Source organism: Tritonibacter litoralis, assembly GCF_009496005.1.
In the GTDB taxonomy this organism is placed as follows: domain Bacteria; phylum Pseudomonadota; class Alphaproteobacteria; order Rhodobacterales; family Rhodobacteraceae; genus Epibacterium; species Epibacterium litoralis.
Map to the genome: position 1 here is coordinate 69,781 of NZ_WIBF01000007.1, position 22,774 is coordinate 92,554.

The 22,774-nt window shown below is 57.0% G+C and carries 18 protein-coding genes; 2 read left to right on the plus strand and 16 right to left on the minus strand.

The window, feature by feature from the left end; translation table 11 throughout:
* Positions 1-16: 16 nt before the first annotated feature.
* From GFB49_RS12280 to GFB49_RS12305, 6 genes are all read right to left on the minus strand, one after another.
* Positions 17-1,372 (minus strand): CoA transferase, encoded by a 1,356-nt coding sequence (locus GFB49_RS12280; protein WP_153216178.1) that lies wholly within the window; start codon positions 1,370-1,372, stop codon positions 17-19.
* Entirely contained in the window at positions 1,369-2,532 is a 1,164-nt protein-coding gene (locus GFB49_RS12285; RefSeq protein WP_153216179.1) for an ABC transporter permease, read from the minus strand. Before GFB49_RS12285 ends, GFB49_RS12280 begins: the two co-directional genes overlap by 4 nt.
* Positions 2,529-3,557 (minus strand): ABC transporter permease, encoded by a 1,029-nt coding sequence (locus GFB49_RS12290; protein WP_153216180.1) that lies wholly within the window; start codon positions 3,555-3,557, stop codon positions 2,529-2,531. Before GFB49_RS12290 ends, GFB49_RS12285 begins: the two co-directional genes overlap by 4 nt.
* Positions 3,557-5,482: an ABC transporter substrate-binding protein gene (locus tag GFB49_RS12295; RefSeq protein ID WP_153216181.1), complete on the minus strand. Its 1,926-nt coding sequence runs from the start codon at positions 5,480-5,482 to the stop codon at positions 3,557-3,559. Before GFB49_RS12295 ends, GFB49_RS12290 begins: the two co-directional genes overlap by 1 nt.
* Positions 5,475-7,247 (minus strand): ABC transporter ATP-binding protein, encoded by a 1,773-nt coding sequence (locus GFB49_RS12300; RefSeq protein WP_153216182.1) that lies wholly within the window; start codon positions 7,245-7,247, stop codon positions 5,475-5,477. The genes GFB49_RS12295 and GFB49_RS12300 overlap by 8 nt, the downstream gene beginning before the upstream one ends.
* 359 nt (positions 7,248-7,606) lie before the next feature.
* The gene (locus GFB49_RS12305) at positions 7,607-7,999 is read right to left on the minus strand and encodes a DUF3307 domain-containing protein (RefSeq protein ID WP_153216183.1); all 393 of its coding nucleotides are present in this window, start codon (positions 7,997-7,999) and stop codon (positions 7,607-7,609) included.
* Positions 8,000-8,144: 145 nt separating this feature from the next.
* On the opposite strand from GFB49_RS12305, the gene GFB49_RS12310 reads away from it, so the two are divergent.
* The gene (locus GFB49_RS12310) at positions 8,145-11,189 is read left to right on the plus strand and encodes an ABC transporter transmembrane domain-containing protein (RefSeq protein WP_153216184.1); all 3,045 of its coding nucleotides are present in this window, start codon (positions 8,145-8,147) and stop codon (positions 11,187-11,189) included.
* An 8-nt stretch (positions 11,190-11,197) separates the two neighbouring features.
* On the opposite strand, the gene GFB49_RS12315 is transcribed toward GFB49_RS12310, so the two are convergent.
* The 10 genes from GFB49_RS12315 to GFB49_RS12360 all read right to left on the minus strand — a co-directional run bounded on the left by GFB49_RS12315 (position 11,198) and on the right by GFB49_RS12360 (position 21,676).
* Positions 11,198-11,503, minus strand: coding sequence for an ArsR/SmtB family transcription factor (locus tag GFB49_RS12315; protein ID WP_153216292.1), 306 nt, complete (start codon positions 11,501-11,503; stop codon positions 11,198-11,200).
* A 380-nt stretch (positions 11,504-11,883) separates the two neighbouring features.
* Positions 11,884-13,215 carry a lyase family protein gene (locus GFB49_RS12320; RefSeq protein ID WP_153216185.1) on the minus strand — a complete coding sequence of 444 codons (1,332 nt, stop codon included), beginning with the start codon at positions 13,213-13,215 and terminating at the stop codon, positions 11,884-11,886.
* Positions 13,216-13,235: 20 nt separating this feature from the next.
* Positions 13,236-14,033, minus strand: coding sequence for a 3-oxoadipate enol-lactonase (gene pcaD / locus GFB49_RS12325; RefSeq protein ID WP_153216186.1), 798 nt, complete (start codon positions 14,031-14,033; stop codon positions 13,236-13,238).
* A 117-nt stretch (positions 14,034-14,150) separates the two neighbouring features.
* Positions 14,151-15,131: a threonine ammonia-lyase gene (locus tag GFB49_RS12330; RefSeq protein ID WP_153216187.1), complete on the minus strand. Its 981-nt coding sequence runs from the start codon at positions 15,129-15,131 to the stop codon at positions 14,151-14,153.
* Positions 15,119-15,979, minus strand: a complete 861-nt coding sequence (locus GFB49_RS12335) for an alpha/beta fold hydrolase (protein ID WP_153216188.1) — start codon at positions 15,977-15,979, stop codon at positions 15,119-15,121. Before GFB49_RS12335 ends, GFB49_RS12330 begins: the two co-directional genes overlap by 13 nt.
* Entirely contained in the window at positions 15,972-16,667 is a 696-nt protein-coding gene (locus GFB49_RS12340; protein WP_153216189.1) for a haloacid dehalogenase type II, read from the minus strand. The genes GFB49_RS12335 and GFB49_RS12340 overlap by 8 nt, the downstream gene beginning before the upstream one ends.
* Before the next feature lie 256 nt (positions 16,668-16,923).
* Positions 16,924-17,715 (minus strand): enoyl-ACP reductase FabI, encoded by a 792-nt coding sequence (locus tag GFB49_RS12345; protein WP_153216190.1) that lies wholly within the window; start codon positions 17,713-17,715, stop codon positions 16,924-16,926.
* Positions 17,716-17,720: 5 nt separating this feature from the next.
* On the minus strand, positions 17,721-18,950 hold the full coding sequence (fabB, locus tag GFB49_RS12350) for a beta-ketoacyl-ACP synthase I (RefSeq protein WP_153216191.1): 1,230 nt from the start codon (positions 18,948-18,950) through the stop codon (positions 17,721-17,723).
* Between the two features lie 381 nt (positions 18,951-19,331).
* Positions 19,332-20,588 (minus strand): glycerate kinase type-2 family protein, encoded by a 1,257-nt coding sequence (locus GFB49_RS12355; RefSeq protein WP_153216192.1) that lies wholly within the window; start codon positions 20,586-20,588, stop codon positions 19,332-19,334.
* 14 nt (positions 20,589-20,602) lie between these two features.
* Entirely contained in the window at positions 20,603-21,676 is a 1,074-nt protein-coding gene (locus tag GFB49_RS12360; RefSeq protein ID WP_153216193.1) for a tartrate dehydrogenase, read from the minus strand.
* A gap of 147 nt (positions 21,677-21,823) precedes the next feature.
* On the opposite strand from GFB49_RS12360, the gene GFB49_RS12365 reads away from it, so the two are divergent.
* Entirely contained in the window at positions 21,824-22,738 is a 915-nt protein-coding gene (locus tag GFB49_RS12365) for a LysR family transcriptional regulator (RefSeq protein ID WP_153216194.1), read from the plus strand.
* The last annotated feature ends 36 nt before the right edge of the window (positions 22,739-22,774 follow it).

Below are 22,774 nucleotides of genomic sequence, written 5' to 3' on the forward strand. Positions count from 1 at the left end.
TTTGAGGCCGATGTGTTTAAGTGGCTGGAGCTGACGGCCAGGACGCAGGATGACTGCCGCAGGCAACAGCGGGGCGGGTCCACTTCAGCTGCGTTTGCCCAACCGAGAGGGGGCTGTGCAGGCGGTGGCCGGGCCCCCAGCTTGTTTGTTCAACGGCAGGGGTGAAATCGCTGTCAACCCAGTCGAGGATTTCGGGGCCGGTTGCATGGGGTGAGAGCTGCGTCAATTCCAGCGCTGTGCGGGCCAGGGACAGATGCGCGGTTCCAATGGGCGCATGGGTTTGGGCCTGGGTCAGAGCGGACAGTACGGCCGCTGCCATCAGATAGCCGGTGGCATGATCCAAAGCTTGAAACGGCAAAGGGTGCGGTTCGGTCTTGTTCGCCCAAGCCCTGCCGCGATGATTGATGCCACAGCTCATTTGCACCAGACTGTCAAAACCACGCCGCAGGGCCCAGGGGCCGGTCCAGCCATAAGCGTTGAGCGTGACCTCCACCCGATTGGGGGCAAGCGCATCCAGTGCGTCCGGCCCAAATCCAAGCGCGGCCAATGCGCCGGGGCGGTAGCCATGGACCAGCACGTCAGCCTCTGCCAGCAAGTCAGACAAACGCGCGCGTCCTTGCGGTGTTTTGAGATCCAGCGTGGCCATGGATTTCCCCAGAGCGATATCCGGGATCACCCCGGGTTCGTCCCAGCCGGGAGGATCGATTCGCAATACTTCGGCCCCGAGGCCTGCCAGCGCGCGGGTGGCAATCGGGCCTGCCAGAACGCGGGTCAGGTCCAATACGCGCAGGCCCTTCAAAGGGCGTTGTTCTGTTGCGTTTTCAAGGGAGCGCGCTTTGACCACCCGTGGCCTTTGCCATGAGATCGAGGGTTCCTGCGCCAAGGCCTGACCTTGAGGATGGTTCGCCCAGCTTTCCGGGCTGCGCAGGGCGGCTGCAACACCTCCGGCTGCATGAATGTCCCGCTCTACTGCGTCTGCCGACAGTCTACGCAAAGTGGCGGATACCGCGCTGCGTGTGGGCGCGCAGGTGAGGGTGGCCAAAGCGGCAGAGCGATGATGCGGCAGGTTGGTGTGCAGACGGATCCATCCGTCTTGGGTCTTGTAGACACCTGCCAGATCGTCCCAGAGGTTTGGCATCTCCCAACCGTCTGGGCGAAAGCTGTATTTTCCCCACAGCGTGGCAAGGCGTTGATCTACCACGACTGAGGGAGCCGCAGCCAAGCCCGTGGCCGTCATAAAACCCGCAAGCTCCACACCCACCGCAGCAATGGCGCGGGTTACAAGATCGGTGACAGCAAAGGCGCTGGGTGCGATTCCTGCGCCGACCGTTTCAAACATGTTCGGCGTGGGCAGGGTGGTGCGCAGGCTCATTGCTGGTATGGATCCAGACTGTCGCGCAGACCGTCGCCTAAGAAGTTAAAGGCAAGCACGACAACCACGATGGGCAGCATTGGGATGGCGGTCCAGGGGTAGATCTCGATACTGGCGAGGTTTTGCGCGTCGTTCAGCATCACACCCCAGCTGACAGCCGGGGCCCGCAGGCCAAGGCCCAGATAGGACAGCGCCGTCTCCCCCAGGATCATGGCCGGGATCGATAGCGTGGCCGAGGCGATCAGGTGGCTGAGGAAATTTGGCAAAAGGTGTTTACGGATCACCCGGCCAGAGCTTGCCCCCATCATTTCGGCGGCGCGCACATATTCCTCTTCTCGCAAGGACAGGAATTTGGCGCGTACGGCTCTGGCCAGTCCGGGCCAATCCAACAGGCCTAGGATGATGGAGATGACAAAGAACACCGCAATGGGTGACCAGTATGATGGCACCGCCGCAGAAAGCGCGAGCCACAAGGGGAGTTCGGGCAAGGAGCGCAAGATCTCAATCACGCGGTTAATCACCCAATCAAGGGTGCCGCCAAAGTACCCCGCCAGCGAGCCAAAGAAGATGCCAAGCACAAAGGATACGGAGATGCCGATCAAACCCACGGTCAGCGACAGTTGAGCGCCATAAAGAATGCGGCTGAACACATCACGTCCCAAACGGTCAGACCCCCACAGGAAGAAGGGCACAACTTCTTCTTCCAAAGTTTCCGGCGGGCAGAACAGATGGGTGTCGGCCGGGATGATGCCTGCGATACGGTACGTCTTGCCTTCGCAGAAAAACCGCAGTTTGCGCGGGTTGTCGAGGTCGGGAATGAATTCCCATTGGAAAGTTTCCAGATTGGCCTCGGAGGTCATCGGATAGATGAAGGGGCCAAGGAATTCACCCTGATGAAAGAAGTGGATGCTTTGCGGAGGTGAATAGAGATGCTCCGCATGGCGTTCGTTGGGGCCATAAGGCGCAACAAAGCCGATGAACGGCAGCAGCAGGTAGCAAAACAGCAGGAAGGCGCCGGATATCAGCCCCAGACGGTGGGTGCGGAATTTGCGCCAGACCAAAAGCCAATTGGGCGCATCCAGATCCTTGCGCTCGATTTCTTGCAAAGCGGGGGCGGGATCAAAGGGGGCGTCGCTGACGTAACGGGTGTCTTTGGTCATGCTTTGCGCCCCTCATAGCGGATGCGGGGGTCCAACAGGACCAAAAGAACGTCAGAGATCATTGTGCCGATCAACGTTAACAGCGCCACAAACATCAGCACAAAGGCGGACAAGAACATATCTTGCGATTTGAGCGCCTGCAGCAGATCCGGGCCAATGGTTTGCAGGCCCAGAACAACCGACACCAGAACCGAGCCCGAGACCATCGAGGGCAGCAGGTTGCCGATATCCGCAACAAAGGGGTTAAAGGCCACGCGCAGCGGGTATTTCATCAACATACGACGCGGCGGCATGCCCTTGGCGATGGCGGTTTCCACATAGGGTTTGCCCAGCTCATCCAGCATGTTGGCCCGAAGACGCTGCATCATGGCCGAGGCTCCCGATGTGCCGATCACAAAGGTTGGCACGATCAGGTGCAGCAGGATCGATTTCACCTTGTCCCAGGACATGGGCGCGTTTTCATAGATTGGATCCATCAAGCCGCCAATCGGCAGGTTCAGGTGCTTGTGGCCATAATAAAACAGCACCAGCGCCAGCAGGAAGTTTGGTGTCGCAAGACCAAGATAGCCCACAAAGGCAGAGGTATAATCCACCCAGGTGCGCGCCCGCGCTGCGGCCAGAACGCCCAAGGGAAGGGCGACAAGGTAGACGAACAAAACGGCGGCCAGATTGACCATCACCGTCATCCACAGGCTGTCACCCACGATATCCGCCACCGGGGCGTCAAATTCAAAAGACCAGCCAAAGTTGCCCTGGATCAGCCCGGAAAACCCATGGGGTCCAGGCATAAACCCTGCCCAGATCAGATATTGCTGCCATAGGGGCCGGTCCAGAGCGTATTCCTTGCGCAGGAACTCAGCTTTGGCCACGCCGGCGGATTGGCCTGAGGCTTGCAGTTCAGCAATCTGGTTTGACAGATAATCGCCGGGAGGCAGGTTGATGATGATAAATATCAGGATCGACACCACCCACAGCGTCAACAGCATGGTGGCAAATCGATAGAGTGCATAGCGCAGGATCTGCATCAGCCTTGGCCACCTTCAAAATAAAACTCATCCATTCGGTGAATGCCAAAATGTGCACCGGGGTCCCAGGCCCAGATCCCTTTTTCGGGCACGTTGCGCAGCTTGCGATTGATCACCACCGGCTGTGGCGCGCCTGCAACCAGGCCGATGCCGTAAACTTGTTCCGCGTGAATCATCAGCATGTCATGCCAGATCCGGCTGCGCTCTTCGTCGGTTGTGGCAATGTTCCAGGCATGCATTAAATGCATCAACTCTTCGGCTGCAGGGTCATCCGGTGCTTCGCCCACCTGGCCGCTGGTCTGATAGAATTGCCCCCATTTGGGCCAGGCCAGAAACGTCTGATCCGTGGGCGCAAGGTAGGAGGGCGAGGTATAAGGCCCCGGCAACCCATTGTCCCAACCATACCAGACCGAGGCCATCGTGGTGCCTGAAAACACCCGATTGCGCAGGATGTCCCGATCCAGCGGACGCAGGATCAGTTTGATACCAACATCTTTCCAATCATCGGTGATGATCTGCAGCGCGTTTTCAACCTCTTGCCGCTCACCCGCTGTTTCCACCACCAGCTGCATCTGGCGGCCATCGGGCAAATAACGGATGCCATAGGCGTCCCTCTCCGTCAGCCCTGCTTCGTCCAGCAGCTGGTTGGCCAATTCAGGATCATAGGCGGACCAGGCGGTGCGCATCTTTTCCTCGTAAAACGGGCTTTTCTCCAGAACGGCCATGGCACCGGGGTGGCCCAGTTTGAAATAGAGCGCTTTGTTGATGGCGCGCCGATTGATCGCCAGGGAGAGGGCGCGACGGACGCGTACGTCCCGCAGCGTTTTACGCCACACCGGGTCGTTGACGTTTAAATTGGGGTAGATCGCAATCTGTGAAGCCGCACCACTTTGCCAAAGCACGGACCGATAGTTGCCGCCTTCGTTCTCGCCTTTGCGCAGGATTGGGATGTCTCGAAAGCCCAGCCCACGGGCCTGCAGATCCGCTTCGCCTGCATTGGATTTGGCCGCAATCAACCCGCCCGACACGATCTCCATCTCAACCGTATCAATATAGGGCAGCTGGATGCCGCGGCTGTCGACCCGGTGGTAATAGGGGTTCTTAACAAACTGATGGCGGATCTTCTTGCCCGAGGATGCGTTCATCCAAGGCTGCAGAGTTGGCAGCTCGTGATTGTCGAACTTGTACATATTGTCGAGCTTGTTGTGCAGCGCGGCCCAGGACTTCACCCGGAAATAGTCCACCTCTTCCTGCAAATCTTCTGGTGACGTGAAATCAGCGTGGAAGTTTTTGAGGTATTCTGAAGGTCGGTAAATGAACGGCGGCCGTGCCTGGGCGAGGCTTTGCATGAAATTGGGATTTGGCGTCGACCACGCGTAGATCACTGTGGTGTCATCCGGAAAGCTGACTTTGGGCAGCTCGCCATCGACACGCAGGAAATCGGGTGGGCCCGCGGGGCTGAGCAGCGGGTTGTTGGCCACATCCTCCCACCAGTACCGGAAATCCTCGGCGGTAAAAGGCGCGCCATTTGACCATTTGTGACCGGGACGCAAGCGCAGGGTGAACGTGCGGTTGTCTTCCGTTTCGCAAGCCAGCAGAAGATCTGGTTTCAGGTTGTAGTCCTGATCGTATCCGACCAAACGTGCATAGCCATAAACAACCATCTGCCGGATGTCTTTGGAACGGCTGACCATGGTGTTCAGCGTACCACCCTGCACCCCAAAACTGCGCCCCTTGGCCGCAAGATCCACAACCAATGGCACCTCTGGCAAGCGCTCGTCCACCGGCGGCAGGTGATTGGCCTTTACCTCTGATTGCCAAAAGGAGCTTTCCTGGAAAACAGGTCGCTCGTCAGCTGTGGATAACTGCGTGGACAAAGAAAGTGCAACTGTTGAAAGGCACAGGAAACGCAAGAGTTTAGACATGACACCTCACCTTATGTCCTGGCTTCAGTTGTATCAAAGGTGGCGCGTCATTTGCCGCAAATCGAAAGGCTTCGGGCCAGGATCCTGGCTCACCTGCGCCTTGGGCAACCAGTTTGAGGTTGATCGGGCGGCCGATCTCGGGCTCGGGCTGGGCGGCAATCAGCGCTTTTGTGTACGGATGTTGAGGATTGTAAAAAAGTTCGGCTGGTGTGGCCTGTTCAACCACCAGTCCACGTCGCATTACTGCAACCTCATCTGCGATGCGGGCCACCACTGCAAGGTCGTGGCTGATGAATAAATAGGACAGTTTCTTGTGTTCGCGGATCTCTTCCAGCAACAACAGGATCTGTTCCTGGACGGAAACATCCAGGGCCGAGGTCGGCTCATCACAGACCACAAGTTTCGGGTCCAGCATCAGGGCCCGCGCGATGGAAAGGCGTTGGCGTTGACCGCCAGAAAACGCATGGGGATAACGTAGCATCATGTCAGGGCCCAGACCGACCAAACGCAAGAGGTCTGCCGCCTTTTCCCGCCGGGAACTGCGGTCGCCAATCTCGTGGATTTCCAAGGGTTCGGTCAGCGCGTCTTGAATCCGCATGCGCGGGCTGAGCGAAGAGTAGGGGTCTTGAAACACCATCTGTGCTTCGCGCTGAAACTTGAGCCGCGTTGCGTGGTCCATCGCGTGCACCGGCAGCGCATCTGCGCCGGCTGCGCTGCGAAATAGGACCTGCCCGCCCGGATCCGGCAATTCCGCCCCAAGCGCAATCCGCGCCGCCGTTGTCTTGCCCGATCCGCTTTCACCAACGATGGCCAATGTCTTTCCCCGCTCCAACGCCAGATCGACACCACGGCAGGCATGGACCATCTGCGGAGCGGACCATCCTCGCCCGGAGCGCAGCTTATAGGTTTTGGCCACGCTTTTCAGCTCAAGGATCACGTCTTCCTTTGGTTGTGTGGTCACCGGTGTCGGCGCCTCGGGGATGCGGGGGGCTGCGTTGATCAGTGCCCGTGTATAGGGATGGGCTGGCGCATCTAGGATCGGTGCGGCATCGCCGGCTTCCATGACGGAACCCTTGTGCATCACAACAACTTTTTCCGCCATATTGGCCACGACACCCAGATCATGTGTGACCAGGATCATGGCCATTCCGGTCTGTTGCTGCAGATCCTTCATCAGTCCCAAAACCTGGGCTTGGGTTGTAACATCCAGCGCGGTTGTTGGCTCATCCGCGATCATCAGCTTGGGACGCGCCACCATGGCCATGGCGATCATGGCGCGTTGGCGCATGCCGCCCGACAGTTCAAACGGATAAGAGCGATAGGTGCGTTCCGGATCTGGAAAGCCAACCTGCTCAAAGACATCCAGAACCTTTTGCCGCGCCTTGGCACCCATCGGCCCACCATGCAGATGCAGGACTTCGACAACTTGGTTGCCGATCCGATGCAGCGGTGACAAGGACCGCATGGGCTCTTGGAAGATCATCGAGACGTGATTGCCGCGAATGTCCCGCAGGGAACGCTTGTCCAACCGAAGCAGATCCACCGGTCCTTGATCCAGGCGAAGATTTATCTGGCCTGATGTGATCTTTGCGGTCCGTGGCAGAATGCCCAAGGCGGCGCGGCAGGTCAGCGTTTTTCCTGAACCGCTTTCCCCAACCAACGCAAGCGTTTCGCCGGCTTGAAGAGCAAAGCTGACATCATTCACCACTGGGGTGCTCCCAGCAAAGGAAATGCTGAGATTATTCACCGCAAAAAGAGCGCTCATCTGGTGAAAGTCTCTCCGTGCGGGGTCACAAGATGCGATAAATAGTGCTGGCCCTTAATCTGCATGGTCTTCCCAGAGTGATGTTCGCTTGTCAGCATCGCGCGAATGTCCTTTCGCCGTCAAATGATTTACACATGCCAATTTGCGGTTCCATAACAGGGATACCCTGCTATGAGCCTACGCGATGTTAAGCGATAACAATACTGTTTAGGATTAAAATTTCATCTGTTGAAAGCTCAAAGCTAACCAACGGCAAAAAAGGCACATCCACTGTCGAGAGCGCCATTTCATGCCGGGGCAATTCAAATGTTCACAAGAACAGTCGCAAAAACGTGTTTAAGCCTTGGGTCGAAAAAGCGTCAAACGAGCACAAATGCGCACCAAGCCCAGCCCATCGCCAGATAGGTCGCCTGATGAAGCGCCTGATCCGTTCCCATCGCCCACCAGTAATGCGCCTGATTTGGTTTCAGTGATTTGCATTCGTTGTATCTGGCTTTGGCAAAATCGATGTGGAAATGTGCAATCCACTCCAAAACGCAGATCATAATCGCAAATAAAACAGGTGAAGAGAGCAGCAAAAAAACCGCGGCGGTGCCGATAAGGTGAACTGTGGCATGTTGGGCCCGCCCCAAATGAAGGTAAATACTGCGTCCTGACAGCATACGGGGGGTCTGAAGGAAAAAGTCTGCGAACATATGCTTGACCTGCAACAACAGCAGTAAGGCCAGCAAAGATACGATATGCTCGGACAACGGTTTTTCCTTCTTAAGATCTTAATTGATTTGAACCTTACGGTTTTTCCGCCCATTGGCAAATACTGCGATTTGAGTCAAAGCACAGAACTCTCAAAACTTTCGGTACTTCGTTGGGCTTGGCGAGAGGCCTCTGGAAGGCTAAATGTACAAAGCCGAGGCCAAAATCCGGAGCAGGGTCATCGAACGTTCTCTATTTAAGTTTATTTGGAAGTACTCCAAGCGCGATCAACTTGTGCTGCTTGTGGTTACCTCCTGTTTGTTTCCACTTCTTTACCTGACGCTGGAACTTCCAAAACGGATCATCAACGACGCAATCGGTGCGCAGACCTCCACCATTGCGGTTATGGGGTATGAGCTGGAGCAGCTGCATTTCCTGTGGCTGCTGTGCGGGGCTTTTTTGGTGTCGGTCCTGTGCCATGGTCTGCTCAAGATGCGGATCAACACAATGAAAGGCATCCTGGCCGAGCGTATGTTGCGTCGGCTCAGGTTCCAATTGATCGAACGTGTCATGCGGTTTCCTCAGCCGTATTTTGAGCGCGTGAGCCAAGGCGAACTGGTCTCTATGGTCACCTCTGAAAGCGAGCCCATGGGGGGCTTGATGGGAGATGCAATCAGCCAGCCAGTGCTTCAGGCCGGGCAGATGCTGACGATTCTGTTCTTTTTGTTCTCCCAAAACCTTTGGTTCGGGCTGGCTGCGGTTGCCTTGATCCCCTTGCAGGGCTGGTTAATTCCAATGCTCCAGCGACGGATCAATTTGTTGAACAAAAAGCGCATACATCAGGTGCGCGCCCTGGCTTCTGAGATCGGTGAAAGTGCGGCAGGAGCCTCTACTTTGCGGGTGAACGGCGGCTGGCGATATCGACTTGCGGTGATCACCGAGCGGCTGGGGCGGCTCTATGACATCCGCTTTGAAATCTACAAGAAGAAGTTTTTTATGAAGTTTCTCAATAACTTCATAACGCAGCTGACCCCGTTTTTCTTTTACGCGGTGGGCGGCTTTCTTGTTCTTCAGGGCAAAGTCTCATTGGGTGCTTTGGTTGCGGCCTTGGCCGCCTACAAAGACCTGGCCTCTCCCTGGAAGGAGCTTTTGGCCTATTACAATCAAACCCAAGACATGTCTTTGCGCTGGGACGTGATCCTTGAGCGATTTGCACCCGCCGGAATGGTAGATGCCGAACTGATGCAGGGTGATCCCCAGGACATTCCCCGTTTGAATGGGGATGTGGTGCTGCACGGGGTGAATGTGCGCGATGGCGATGGCAATCTCGTCCTGGAGGATTTGAATGCCACGCTGCCCAAAGGGAATGTCGTCGGGATAGCGGCGCCTTCTGAGGAAGATCGCCGTGCTTTGGCCCAGTTGCTGACCCGTGAGGTGCTGCCATCTGCGGGACATGTTGCGATCGCGGGTCACGACCTGCGCCAGATGCACCAGGCCGTGCTGGCAACACGTGTGGGCCATGCGACCTCACGTCCCGTGTTGTTCCAGGGGTCGTTCGGCGACAACGTCTTGATGCCAATGCGACCGCGTCCTCAAAGCGTCGCGCGGGATCAGAGGCGCAATGCTGATGCGATCAAGGCCGGCAACAGCGCAGATCCGTTGGATGCTCATTGGCTGGATCCCAGTGTTGCTCGGCTGGAGAATGAGGGCGACCTGCGCCGTTGGTGGTTGAGGTTGGTCGAAGGTATCGGCTCGCAAACGGCTCTGTTTCGCCGGGGATTGGATCAGAAGTTTCAGGGTGAGATCCATCCAATGTTGGCGCAAAAGCTTGTTAATCTGCGCCCCCAGATCCAAGCGGCCATTCGTGAGGCAGAGCTGGATGCGCACGCCCAGTTCTTTGCACCCAAGGCTTATAACGCAGCGATGCCTGTGGCGGAAAACCTGCTTTATGCGACGACCTTTGATCCGCTGACCGATGCGCAGCTGACACAGCAAAGAGAGTTTTTACAACATTTATCGAGACTTGGACTGGTACAGGACTTAGTTGCCCTGACCCAGGACGTGGTTGACATGTTGCGTCAGACTTTTGGCATGGATGGCGTGGATCACCCGCTGTTTCGGAAATTGGGCATTGGCGCCGGGGCCTATGAGACAGCGCTGTCCCTGACCGAAAAAACCCGCAAAAACGGTGCAGAGGCGCTGGATCTGATGGAACTGGCGCAGTTGTTGATTGTGCCCTTCAGGATTTCAGCAGAAAAAATCGGACCTGCGTTCACGGATGAGATGAAGGGCCGCATTCTGGAGTTTCGCCATGCCCATGGTCCGGAGATGCGTGAAGCCTTGAAAGATACGTTTGCGCCCATTTCGGATGATGCGTTTACACCCGGTCTGACGGTGCTTGAGAACGCGATGTTCGGCAAGATTTCAGATGGGGCAGGGGCCAAGGGGGAAGAGCTTCGTAAGTTGGTGTCGCAGATTCTGATCGCCAATGGGCTGCGGGACCTGGTGGTTGAGCTGATCTTCGATCTGCCCATTGCGGTTGGCGGCCAGGGGCTGCCCGCAAGTTTTGCCGAACCATTGGCGTTTTCCCGAGCGACCGTGAAACGGCCTGATGTGCTGATCCTGGATGATGCGATGGCAAGCTATGACATCGAAACCCGCATCGCCGTGCACAAGAACCTGCGGAAGCTTCTGCCTGAGACCACGCTGATTTATTTGAGTGCTGAGTTTTCGAAACCTGAAGTCTTTGACACCTATTATGAGCTGCGTCAGGGGCGTCTGGTGACAGATGAGGTGCGGGCTGATGCTGTCGAAGATGGTGCCGCAAGTGCCGATTTGGCGCGAAAACTCAGAGCTTTGGAGCAAACGGAACTGTTTTCAGGTCTCAATCGTCGCCAATTGCGCCTATTGGCCTTTGGAGCACGTTGGTTTGACGCCAAGGCGGGGCAGACGGTTTTCCGAAAGGATGATGTGGCGTCGGATGGTGCCTATATGATCCTGGATGGAGAGGCCGATTTCTATCTGCCGCAACCTGGTCAAGAGGACCGCTATATCGTAACCTTTGGTCCTGGGCGTCTTGTGGGAGAGCTTGGTTTGATCCGTCGAGAGGCGCGCGCATTGACGATGGTGGCCAAAACGGATCTGACCTGCCTTAGGATCGGCGAAGAAGAATTCCTCGCCGTTGTTGAAAACGATGCTTCAACAGCCTTCAAGCTGTTGCAGGTGGTCGCCGGATATGTGTCGAACTAAATTTGTTTTTAAGCCGGCTGCGGTTCGGCGGGTTGGTCTTTGCAAAACATCTCATGCAGAAGTTCAAGGACCTGTGCTGCGTTTTGATCTTTGAGGCTGTAGTAAACCGTTTTCCCGGCGCGCCGGGTGTGGACCATGCCTTCATCGCGTAAGCGTGCCAGCATTTGGCTCACGGCTGCTTGGCGCAGGCCCAAGAGATCTTCGAGTTCGCCTACGGACCGCTCGCCCTCAATGAGATGACAAAGGATCATCAGGCGCCCCTCATGTGCCAGAGCTTTAAGGAAAGCTGCAGCCGTCGCTGCCCTCTCTGACATGTCTTCGAATGCGGGTTTAGGTGCTTGTGAAGAGATATTCATAATCGTAAAGTTTGATTGCTCACATGGAAAACTGTTACCACATTACATAAAAAGTTTAGCGTAATCTAGAGCTTTGATTTACATCGAAATATCAATTGATAGCGTTTGTCATTCTGGGTTAAATGTCTGAAAATAAATGATTTTTACGGTAATTTCGCCTAGGCATTCGCACCGCGGCAAAAAGTAGCAAACTACTAATTGCGCAATAATCCTTATCACGGCGCGTTTTGATGTAGATTTCATAAAAGTGTAACGAGGCGATCTTGGACGAAAGCCTTGAGACCCACCTGACGCGGGCAACTCGGTTAGGTTCGCTCAGGCGTTAAATTGCCGTCATTTCAAGCGAGAGCACGCACTGTTTGCGCGAAATTATTTGCTGTTTCGCGGCTCTGCCCCATTTGAGCATCAGCCTTGAAAACGGCAGTTAAGTCAGCCTCGGAAGCGTGTTTCTGCGCAAGCTGAGAAAGCGGCACGCCGGTTTCCGTAGCTTCTTTACAGAGGGCTTTCACGATATCTTGAGCTTGGGTTCGAGTTAACGATTGAGCCAGCGCAAATGTCAACGCTTCGGCGTGAATCAGGTCCAAGTTTTGGGACAGTTCGCCGCGCATTTGAGCATCCTGTGGCTGAAGGGCCGCGGAAAGCCCGACCGCGGTTTCCGCTGCAGATGCAGCAGCCAGTACGATTTGAGGTAGGCACAGCCATTCGGTAAACCATGCACCGGCATCGCGTTGGTATTGGTGAGTGGCCGCAGATTGGAGGCTCGCATTCAGGCCTGTGCTGTGTTGGGCCAGGGCGACCAGCTTGGCGGCGGCAACTGGGTTTTGCTTGTGTGGCATGGTTGAGGAACTGCCCGTTTGCGCCAGTCGCAGCGTTGCGATCCCGGTCTGCACCATCGCGTGGCAATCCAGTCCCATTTTGCTGAGGGCGAGGGTCGCGCGGTGCATCCAGCCGAGAATGCGTAGCACGGGCCCGCGGTCCGTGTGCCAGCTGCGCCCCGGGTCTGACAAAGCCAGCCCCTTGGCCAGTTCCGCACGTTGGGCGTCGGCCTTTGGGCCCAATGCGCTGGCTGTTCCAACCGCCCCCGACAATGAAACCAACAGAGATGTGCGGCGCAGCTCTGGCAATTCGTCCAGCAGATCCAAAAGAGGTGCGCCCCAGCTTGCCACAACAGCACCAAACGAAGTGGGTGTTGCATGTAGACCAAAGCTGCGCCCAGCCATTGGGAGCGCGGCATTGGTTTCGGCCTGTTCTGCCAGATGCGACAGAGTGTTTTTCAGATTTTCCTCAATCAACCCCAGGGCCTGGCGCAGGCGCAGCATCAATGCGGTGTCCATGATGTCCTGCGAGGTCGCACCCCAATGCACATATTGCGCATGTTCGGGTGCGTTCATCTCGGCCCGGAATGCAGACACCAGGGCGGGCACGGGTACACCATTTTGGGCGGTCTCGGCCCGCAAAGCGCCGGGATCAATGGCGACTTCCATAACCGCGCGTTGAATGGCTGCTGCACTGATTTCGGGGATGACACCCAATGCGCCCTGAGCTTTGGCCAAGGCACCTTCGACCAAGAGCATAGCGCGTATTTCTGCGCTGTCGGAAAACAGACGACCGGCGTCTCCGGCGTTAAAAGCGCCACCATAAAGCTGGCTTTCAAAGAGAGATGCGGCCATCCTAGCCTCCTGTCTGTGCGTTAAGTGCTGCTGATATGGCCGATTTTGCGCAAGAAGGCCACCAGATGCTCGGCAAAGGCATCGGGTTGTTCAACACAGGGCATATGGCCGGATCTGCGGATAAGATGAAATTCGCTGCCCGGGATCAGCCCAACCGTTTCGCGCACCAGATCAGCAGGTGTCGATCCATCTTCGGTTCCGCACAAACCCAGTGTGGGAAGGCGCAATCCGCTGGTGGGGGTATAAAAATCCGTGCCGGAGATCGCTGCGCAACAGCCGATGTATCCGTCTGGGCTGGTTTTCGTGATCATCGCGCGCAATTCATCTGAAAGCTCACCGTTTCGGTTTGAACGCGCCAGCCAGCGATCCAACGTCGGCTCCGCGATGGCGGGCAGGCCTTTGGCCTCGATCAGATCAATGCGGTCCTGCCAGATCTTGGGCGTGCCGATTTTGGCAGCGGTGTTCGATAGCACCAGCGCCCGGATCTGGTCCAACCGTTTGACCGCAAGGCCCTGGGCAACCATCCCGCCGATGGACAGGCCGACAAAGACCGCATCGCGAATGTCCAGATGGGCCAGAAGTCCCTCGGCGTCCTTGACCAGATTTCCCATGCGATAGGGAGCTTTGAGGGCTGAGGACTGCCCGTGCCCCCGCAGATCAAACCGCAGCACACGCAGCGACTTGGGCAAGCGATCCACGACCTGATCCCACAGCGTCAAATTCGTGCCAAGCGCATGCGCAAAGACAATCGGCGCCCCGTCTTCTGGTCCGTCCAACTGATAATGGAGATCAACGTTTCCGATGGTTGCGATGGTCATGTGGCTCTCCTGCGGCTGATTTTGGCTTTTTGCCGTCTCAGCGCAGGGCAGTGCAACCGGTTTAATGGTCTACCGTGTCGATCTTTGACCATTTGATCGCGGCTTTCGCGATTGTGCCTAGAACGGGTGTTGTGAAAGGGCGGATTGGAACACTGTTGGATCGACATTGCCCCCTGTGGCAACGGCGATCACCGTATCGCAGTCAAAAGCATCCTGTTGGAAGAGTGCCGCCGCCAAAGATACGGCGCCACCGGGTTCCAGCACGATTTTCAAGCGCAAGAAGGCAAGAGCCATTGCGTGAATGGCCTGCGCATCGGTGACAACAACACCGGGTCCAGCCAGACGCGATAAAATGGCAAAGGTGTTTTCCCCTGGTTCAACGGTCAGAATCGCGTCGCAAATGGATCCGGATTGGGAGGGGTTGGATTTAATCTCGCCTGAGGCCAGGGAACGCGCCATATCGTCAAACCCTTGAGGCTCCACAGGACGGACACGCATGTGCGGCGCGTATTTTTCGAGCGCCAGCGCGGTTCCCGCAGCCAGCCCACCGCCACCGCAACAGATGGCCACATCGGCTTGGGTTATGCCCAATTCCGCTGCCTGCCGCGCGATTTCCAGACCAACACTGCCTTGGCCCGCGACGACCTCAGGGTTTTCATAAGGCGTCACCAACGTCAGCCCGCGCTCTTCTGCGAGAGCCGCGCCGACCTCTTCGCGGCTTTCGCCACCAACGCGGTCATAAAGTACAACTTCAGCCCCCAAGGCGCGGGTATTGTCGATTTTAAGCTTTGGGGCATCCGCGGGCATCACAATGACAGCGGGCGTGTTGTGGGCCTTGGCAGCGGCGGCAACCCCTTGGGCGTGATTGCCGCTGGAGTAGGCAATCACCCCACGTTTGCGTTGATGAAATCCAAGCGCCGAAAGGGCGGCCCAACCGCCGCGAAACTTGAACGAACCGGTGTGCTGCAAACATTCCGCTTTGACCAATACACGTCGCCCGGCAATAGCGTCGAGGTCAGGTGACGACAGCAGAGGCGTGACGCGGGCCTTGCCATGCAGGCGTTTGGCGGCGGCTTCGATTTTTTCTATGGTTGCCATTGGGTTTGCTCCAGCACGGTATGGATGGTTTCAACCGCCTCAGGTTCATCCAGGAACGGCACATGGCCACGGTTGGGAATTTCTTGGGCTACAGCAGAAGGGATCGCATCGCGCATTTTCTGAAACGTCTCAGCCGAGAGAATATCAGAATTCGCACCACGCAGCACGCCAAGGGGGAGACCTTCCAGGGCCATGTACATCGGCCAAAGATCCGGAACTGTGTCGCCCAAGGCTTGGGCCTGAGCCAGCAGCGCGTCGCGCATCTTGGCGTCATATCTCAAGTCGAGACCGTCATCTGTCTGGGTGTAAAAGGTTTCGACCTCTTCCCGCCAGCGCTGAGAAGGGACGTCCGGAAACGCCGGCGCCATTGCTGCGTGCAGTTGTTGTGCCGCGAGCTCCAGCGTTTTGGCCGCTGGTTTGCGGCCGAGGTAGTCCATGATCCGCGCCAGCCCATCACTTGGAATTTCAGGACCCACATCATTGAGGATGACGGCCGCCAGCCGGTCCTTGGCCGTGGCGGCCAGCGTCATTGCGACCAACCCGCCGCGCGACGTGCCCAGGATGGCTGCGGTTTTTAATCCCAGATGGTCCATCAGCGCCAGAACGTCCTGCGCCTCTTGGAGGACATTGTAGTTCATGAAATTGTTGTCATAGGCCGAGCGACCACGCCCCCGCGCGTCCAGGGTGATTATCCGATAGGCCTGCGCATGTGGGGCGAAATAGCGAAAATCCAGGCCGCAGCGTGTTAGTCCCGGCAGACAGATCAGCGGGAGTTTGGCATCCTGGGTGCTGTCTGCGGTATCGGTGTAATACAATCGCAGCCCGTCCTGCGTTTCAAAATTAGCCATTTTGCGCGTCCGCCAGATCCGGGATTGGGTTGAGGTTGCACAGGGTATAGTCCGGCACCCAAGGGAGCCTGTCCGTGGGTTCGTTCAAGCGGTTCACCCAAGCGGTTGTAAACCCGTATCCGCCAGCGGCAGCAGCATCCCAGCCATTGGAGGAGACAAACAGAACCTCTTCTTTCTGGCAGGAAAACCGTTGCCCGACGAGGTCATAGACGCTGTGGGCGGGTTTGAAGATCCCAACGCTTTCGACGGACAGCACATCATCCAGAACCTCGCGAACCCCTGCAGAATCCACGGCCCCGGCCAGCATGTTTGGGGACCCGTTTGAGAGGATCGCCACGTTGAACCCTTTTTCCTTGAGGCTTTTCAGGACGCTGGGGACCTCGGGATAGGCTTGGAGCTCCCAAAATAGGTCCAAGAGACGTTGGCGCAACGCGGGGTCGCCTGACAGACCGCAAGCGTCTAGCGCCCAGTCCAGGCTTTCCTCGGTCACAATCCAGAAATCCGTGTGAGCCTTGGTGATTGCACGTAACCAAGTGTACTGTAGCTGCTTGAGCCGCCAATGGCCTGCCAAGGTGACCCAGTGGTCCTGAAGATGTGGAAACTCAGGCTCTTGCGCCGCGCGCCGTGCGGCTGATGTGACATCGAACAAAGTTCCATAGGCGTCAAAGATACAGGTCGTAATAGGCATGGCATGCGTCTCCCTTGCTGCACCCTTGCATATGGGGTTGGGGCCTGGAAGTGTGAATGCAACTGCGGGGTGTTTTTGCAAGCAAAGCAGGGGCTCCCGCCCATTGTGGTGCAGCCAAAGGCTGCACCCGCATTGGTTGGGCCTGGCAGCGCGCGGGCGCGCGCTGCCCACCGTCTGTGGCGTTGTCGCGAAAAAAGGCAGCCGTTGAGCTGCCTTTTGTGTGTCTTCTATGGTGTTGAGGCTGTCGAAATCCGGATCAGAGGTTGTCTGGCTGCGGCATGCCAAGCACGTGAAAGCCGCCGTCGACGCGAATGATCTCACCCGTCGTGCAAGCACCTGCATCGGATGCGAGGTACACAGCCGTACCGCCAACTGCGTCAAGCGTTGCGTTTGAGCGCATTGGCGCGTTCTGGTCAGTGTGTTTAAACGTCTTGCGCGCGCCACCAATTGCGGCACCAGCTAGGGTTTTCATCGGGCCAGGGGAGATCGCGTTGACGCGGATGCCTTCGGGACCCAGATCATTGGCCAAATAACGCGTCGCGGATTCCAAAGCAGCCTTGGCCACGCCCATGACATTGTAATTGGGAACAACGCGGTTCGAGCCCAGATAGGTCAGGGTCAGAAGGGTGCCACCGTTTTCCTGCATCATCGGGTAGGCGCGGCGCGCCACTTCGATAAAGGAATAGGCCGAGATATCCATCGAGTTTTTGAAGTTCGCGCGGCTTGTGTCCAGGAACCGCCCGGTCAGCTCGGATTTATCGGAATAGGCAATGGCGTGGACCACAAAGTCGATTGTCGGCCAGCGTTCAGACAGTTGGGCAAAAGCTGCGTCTAGGGAAGCGTCATCGGTGACATCCACATCCACCATAAAGTCGCTTCCAACACTTTCGGCAAGCGGTTTCAGGCGGTTGCCAAAAGCCTCGCCCTGATAGGTGAACGCCAGTTCCGCCCCGGCGGCGTGCATTGCTTTGGCGATGCCCCAAGCGATAGAACGGTCATTGGCCACGCCCATGACGAGGCCGCGTTTGCCCTCAAGTACTCCGGTCATGGAAGTTATCCTTTGTATTTGCTGAGAACCATGGATCCATTAGTGCCACCAAAGCCAAAGCTGTTGGTCATCACGGAATCCAGGCCTGCGTTTTCCACCAGATCAGTTGCGACTTCGCCTGGCAGGATGCCATCGGCGAGTGTGTCCACATTGATGGAGGGGGTAATGAAGTCATGTTCCAGCATCAAAAGGCAGAAGATTGCTTCCAATGCGCCCGCCGCACCCTGGGCGTGGCCGGTCATGGATTTGGTCGAAGAGATTGGCGGAACCGCGCCTTCACCGAACACGCGGCGTGCGGCCTCAACCTCACCCACATCGCCAACGGGGGTCGATGTGCCATGGGCGTTAATATAGTCCACTTTGCGCCCTTCGGGCAGGGTGGAGAGGGCCAAGCGCATGGCGCGCTCGCCGCCTTCACCGGATGGTGCAACCATGTCGTGGCCGTCAGATGTGGCCGCAAACCCGGTCACTTCGGCGTAAATCTTGGCACCGCGCGCCAGCGCGTGTTCCAGATCTTCCAGCACGACCATCCCGCCGCCGCCGGAAATCACAAACCCATCACGGTCCTGATCAAAGGCGCGGGAGGCTTTGGTCGGGTCGTCGTTCTTCTTCGACGACATCGCGCCCATCGCGTCGAACAGGCACGACAATGTCCAGTCCAGCTCTTCACCACCGCCAGCAAACATCACGTCCTGCTTGCCCATCATGATCTGTTCGGCCGCATTGCCGATGCAGTGAAGAGAGGTCGAGCATGCAGATGTAATCGAGTAGTTGATGCCCTTGATCTTGAACGCAGTCGCAAGGTTCGCAGAGATCGTCGAGGACATACATTTCGGCACCGCAAAGGGGCCAATCCGTTTGGTCGCGCCGGTTTTCAGCACGGTTTGATGCGCGGTCAGCATGGCCGAGGTCGACGGCCCGCCAGAGCCCGCCACAAGGCCGGTGCGTTCGTTCACCACCTGATCATCCGACAGGCCCGCATCAGCAATCGCCTGGGTCATGGCAATATGGGCATAAGCTGCACCGGGCCCCATAAAGCGCAGGGTGCGTTTGTCCACCAGCTCTTTGACGTCCAGATTAATGGTGCCGGCAATCTGGCTGCGAAAGCCATGTTCCGCCATTTCAGGGCTGGCTTCGATACCGGATTTACCGGCCTTCAAAGAGGCCAGAACTTCCTCGGCATTGTTCCCGATCGAGGACACGATCCCCAAACCGGTGACGACGACACGACGCATACGTGCTCTCCCTTTTCTGTTAAAGCCTTACTAGGCTGTGTGGGGCAGGGGTGCAAGGTAGGAAGGATTGCTAAAGAGCAACGCTGTTTGAGTGTCGGCAATGCGGATAAAACCGACATTTGCGCTTTCTCACGAAATGGCCGCATTTCCAAGGCTGCTCATGCAGCGATGCAAACCTCGAGCCGAGAGCGGGAGTTTGTTGCAGAACTGCTGTAATAGGTCGGCAATGTTAGATATGGTGGCACTATCACCCGAGTGTGGTGACTATGATCTGAATTTCTGCAAGGTGTTCGGGCCCAAAGCGGCTCAGCAAAACTCTATTGCCAAATAGCAAAGGGCATTTTTCGAAGGGCAGAACAACGCCCAGAGAAACAGTGCGTTTTAGAGAACAAGTACCGCCCTAAAATCATTCACGTTAGTGAGAGTCGGTCCAGTGTGAATAAGGGCATCCAATTTGTAAAAGAGTGTGTAGCTATCGTGTGACGACAGGTAGTATTCAGGATCCAGTCCCGCGTCTCGGGCCTTGGTTAAGCTGTTTGGTCCGAGGATGGCACCGGCAGCGTCTTCGTTTCCGTCGATCCCGTCAGTGTCGGCAGCGATTGCATGGATATCCGGGCCTGTGGAAAGCCCAAGTGCGAGCCCAAGGAGAAACTCCGTGTTTCGCCCGCCCTTGCCGGGGCGCCCCGATCCGATTGAAACGGTGGTTTCGCCTCCGGAAATCAAAATTGCGGGCGCTTTCGCCGGGTTTCCGTGCGTTCGAATAGCCTTTGCGATTCCAGCCATTACGGTGCCGAGCTCACGTGCTTCTCCTTCCAGCGCATCGCCGAGAACGACAGGTGTGATACCGGCGTCTTGCGCGACTTGTGCGGCGGCCTCAAGTGCCATTTGGGGTACTGCTATGAGCCGGAAATCCGCGTCAAACTCTGGCCCAGGTGCTGGCTCAGCGAGGAGTATGCGCCTTGCTGCTTCCGGCATGCTCTCGCCGAGGCTTTCTACAATGGCGGACAGATCATCCCCGGCTGTTGGATCCGGCACGGTTGGTCCAGACGCGATGGCCGCAGGATGATCGCCGGGAACATCCGATATTGCCAGCGTGACGATTTTCGCCGGATGGGCCGCTTCTGCCAAGCCTCCGCCTTTTATCAGCGACAAGCGGCGCCGGACGCGGTTCATATCGTCAATCGGCAAGCCGGATCTCAACAACGCTTTGTTCACCAGGACTTCGTCCTCGATGGTCAGCGGCGGTCGTGGCATCGGCATCAGGGCGGATCCGCCCCCAGAAATGAGAGCCAGCACCAAATCCCCTGCTTGCGCTCCCTGTGCGGCCCTTAAAACTTCATGAGCCGCCGATAGACCAGCCTCGTCGGGCACCGGGTGTGATGCTTCCCTTACTGTGATCCTGTCTGTCGATGTCGAATGGCCATAGCGCGTGACCACAACGCCCGAAATATCTACATCAGGCCAAGCGACTTCTACCGCGCGCGCCATGCTTGCAGCCGCCTTGCCCGCGCCCACCACGATGCAGCGTCCCGTCGGCTTTTCGGGCAAATGCTGCGCCAACACCATTGCCGGGTCCGCCGCCGATATTGCTGCGTCTAGCATCCGGCGGAGCAAGAGCTGCGGATCAGAAGCGCTCATCAAACCGGCCTCCGTTAGATGTTTTCGCGTCGGATTGCTTCGCAGACCGCGTCGGTAACTTCGCTGGTCGTGGCTGTGCCACCCACGTCCGGTGTGACAATGCCATCGGCGCAGACCCTTTCAACCGCGCGCATGAGGCGTGCGGAGGCTTCGGGTTCCCCAAGGTGGTCAAGCATCTGGCTGGCTGTCCAGAAACTGGCGACCGGGTTTGCGATACCCTTGCCGGTAATGTCAAAGGCCGAGCCGTGGATCGGTTCGAACATTGACGGGAAGCGCTTCTCGGGGTCAATGTTCGCGGTTGGTGCAACCCCCAGCGATCCCGCTAGTGCTCCCGCAAGATCCGATAGAATGTCCGCGTGAAGATTGGTGGCCACGATGGTGTCAATGGATTTCGGATCTTTGACCATTCGTACCGTCATTGCGTCGACCAGCATTTTATCCCAAGTCACATCCGGGAACTCCGCCGCGATCTCGGCTGCGATTTCGTCCCACATTACCATTCCGAACCTCTGCGCGTTCGATTTCGTCACAACGGTCAGGTGTTTACGTGGCCGCGATTGGGCCAGCGCGAAGGCGTAACGCATAATCCGGGTGACGCCGACACGGGTAAAGATCGACACTTCGGTGCCAACTTCTTCAGGCATGCCCTTGTGTGCTCGTCCACCGTGGCCGGAATATTCCCCTTCGGAGTTTTCGCGCACGATGACCCAATCCAGATCGCCGACGCCCACATCCTTTAATGGCGAGGATACGCCCGGGATGATCTTTGTCGGGCGAACGTTGGCGTATTGGTCAAAGCCCTGACAGATCGGCAAGCGTAGGCCCCACAAAGTGATATGATCCGGCACGTCCGCCGCTCCAACCGCGCCAAAGTAGATCGCATCGAATGGCTTCAGCTGCTCAAGTCCGTCGTCAGGCATCATGACGCCGTGCTGTTTATAGTAGTCCGATCCCCAGTCGAACGTTTCGACGTCGAACTTGATGGTTCCGTCCCGCTTTTCCAACGCGGATAGCACTTCAAGCCCGGCTTCTATCACTTCCGGGCCGATTCCATCGGCGGGGATGGCGGCAATTTTGTATGTACGCATAATTTGTCTCCGCATTGGTGCGACCCGCGCTTAACGAAGTTGCTCAGGCGGTTCGAATGCTCCCTCTTTCCGGAACAGTCGCAACTTGACGGTCGCGCTGCAAGAATGCATTTATCATATAAATTTTTGCAATAATGGCCCGAGTATATGGAACTTCGTCAACTTCGCTGCTTGATCGCCGTCGCCGACACTTTGCACTTTGGGAAGGCCGCACAGCAGATGGACATGCTTCCCGCTTCGTTCGGACGGCAAATTAAGCTGCTAGAAGATCGCCTGGGAAGCAGATTGCTGGTGCGCACCACACGACACGTATCGCTGACAGAGGCCGGACGTGACTTTGTCGAAGCTGCACGAGACATTGTGGACCGGGCAGATCGTTTAGAAGCAGAGTTTCGTGAGGGGCAACAAGATCAGTTACCCGTGCTTCGCATTGGGGCAATCGACAGTGCCGCGGCCGGACTGATGCCGCAGTTCTTACCCCATTTTCGTGAGCTTTATCCCAAGATCGATATCGAATTGATGGAACAAAAGACTATCCGGTTATTGCCGAGAGTTCTGTCCGGTCGGCTGGATGCGGCCATTGTTAGACCGCCGGAAGTGAGAGACACAAGGCTGAAATTTCGCTCACTTTTCAATGAGACTGCCGTTGTTGCCGTGCCAGAGCAACATGATTTGGCAACGAAAACCGAAATCACCGTGGCCGATATGGCAGATGAACCATTGATCGTACCAGAGCGGCAGTCGCGGCCCCATAGTCATGACCTGACCATGAAACTGTTCCTGGGTTCCGGCTATGCGGCCCGTGTGGCCCAGGTCGCTGAAGAGAAACAGACTATTGTCAGCCTGGTGTCGACCGGCGTCGGTTTGGCAATCGTGCCAAAATGGGCGTCGCGCCTCGCGGTTGGTGGTGTGCGTTTTGTTCCGCTGTCGATCCCACCGGGCATCGCCCGCGAAAAATTGGCCTTGTCGGTGGTCTGGTTGCGGGACACGCGGCATCCAGCGCGTGATGCTTTTTTGGATGTGCTCGACGCGAATGTGGAGGCATTGTCCCGGACCGCCTGAAAATTATTTAAATTTATTGTATAATAATGGGCGTCA

Excerpts from the sequence above, each read along its gene's own strand:
- GFB49_RS12280 (WP_153216178.1), bottom strand. The coding sequence starts at position 1,372 with ATGAGCCTGCGCACCACCCTGCCCACGCCGAACATGTTTGAAACGGTC.
- GFB49_RS12285 (WP_153216179.1), bottom strand. The coding sequence starts at position 2,532 with ATGACCAAAGACACCCGTTACGTCAGCGACGCCCCCTTTGATCCCGCC.
- GFB49_RS12290 (WP_153216180.1), bottom strand. The coding sequence starts at position 3,557 with ATGCAGATCCTGCGCTATGCACTCTATCGATTTGCCACCATGCTGTTG.
- GFB49_RS12295 (WP_153216181.1), bottom strand. The coding sequence starts at position 5,482 with ATGTCTAAACTCTTGCGTTTCCTGTGCCTTTCAACAGTTGCACTTTCT.
- GFB49_RS12300 (WP_153216182.1), bottom strand. The coding sequence starts at position 7,247 with ATGAGCGCTCTTTTTGCGGTGAATAATCTCAGCATTTCCTTTGCTGGG.
- GFB49_RS12310 (WP_153216184.1), top strand. The coding sequence starts at position 8,145 with ATGTACAAAGCCGAGGCCAAAATCCGGAGCAGGGTCATCGAACGTTCT.
- GFB49_RS12315 (WP_153216292.1), bottom strand. The coding sequence starts at position 11,503 with ATGTCAGAGAGGGCAGCGACGGCTGCAGCTTTCCTTAAAGCTCTGGCA.
- GFB49_RS12320 (WP_153216185.1), bottom strand. The coding sequence starts at position 13,215 with ATGGCCGCATCTCTCTTTGAAAGCCAGCTTTATGGTGGCGCTTTTAAC.
- pcaD (WP_153216186.1), bottom strand. The coding sequence starts at position 14,033 with ATGACCATCGCAACCATCGGAAACGTTGATCTCCATTATCAGTTGGAC.
- GFB49_RS12330 (WP_153216187.1), bottom strand. The coding sequence starts at position 15,131 with ATGGCAACCATAGAAAAAATCGAAGCCGCCGCCAAACGCCTGCATGGC.
- GFB49_RS12335 (WP_153216188.1), bottom strand. The coding sequence starts at position 15,979 with ATGGCTAATTTTGAAACGCAGGACGGGCTGCGATTGTATTACACCGAT.
- GFB49_RS12340 (WP_153216189.1), bottom strand. The coding sequence starts at position 16,667 with ATGCCTATTACGACCTGTATCTTTGACGCCTATGGAACTTTGTTCGAT.
- GFB49_RS12345 (WP_153216190.1), bottom strand. The coding sequence starts at position 17,715 with ATGACCGGAGTACTTGAGGGCAAACGCGGCCTCGTCATGGGCGTGGCC.
- fabB (WP_153216191.1), bottom strand. The coding sequence starts at position 18,950 with ATGCGTCGTGTCGTCGTCACCGGTTTGGGGATCGTGTCCTCGATCGGG.
- GFB49_RS12355 (WP_153216192.1), bottom strand. The coding sequence starts at position 20,588 with ATGAGCGCTTCTGATCCGCAGCTCTTGCTCCGCCGGATGCTAGACGCA.
- GFB49_RS12360 (WP_153216193.1), bottom strand. The coding sequence starts at position 21,676 with ATGCGTACATACAAAATTGCCGCCATCCCCGCCGATGGAATCGGCCCG.
- GFB49_RS12365 (WP_153216194.1), top strand. The coding sequence starts at position 21,824 with ATGGAACTTCGTCAACTTCGCTGCTTGATCGCCGTCGCCGACACTTTG.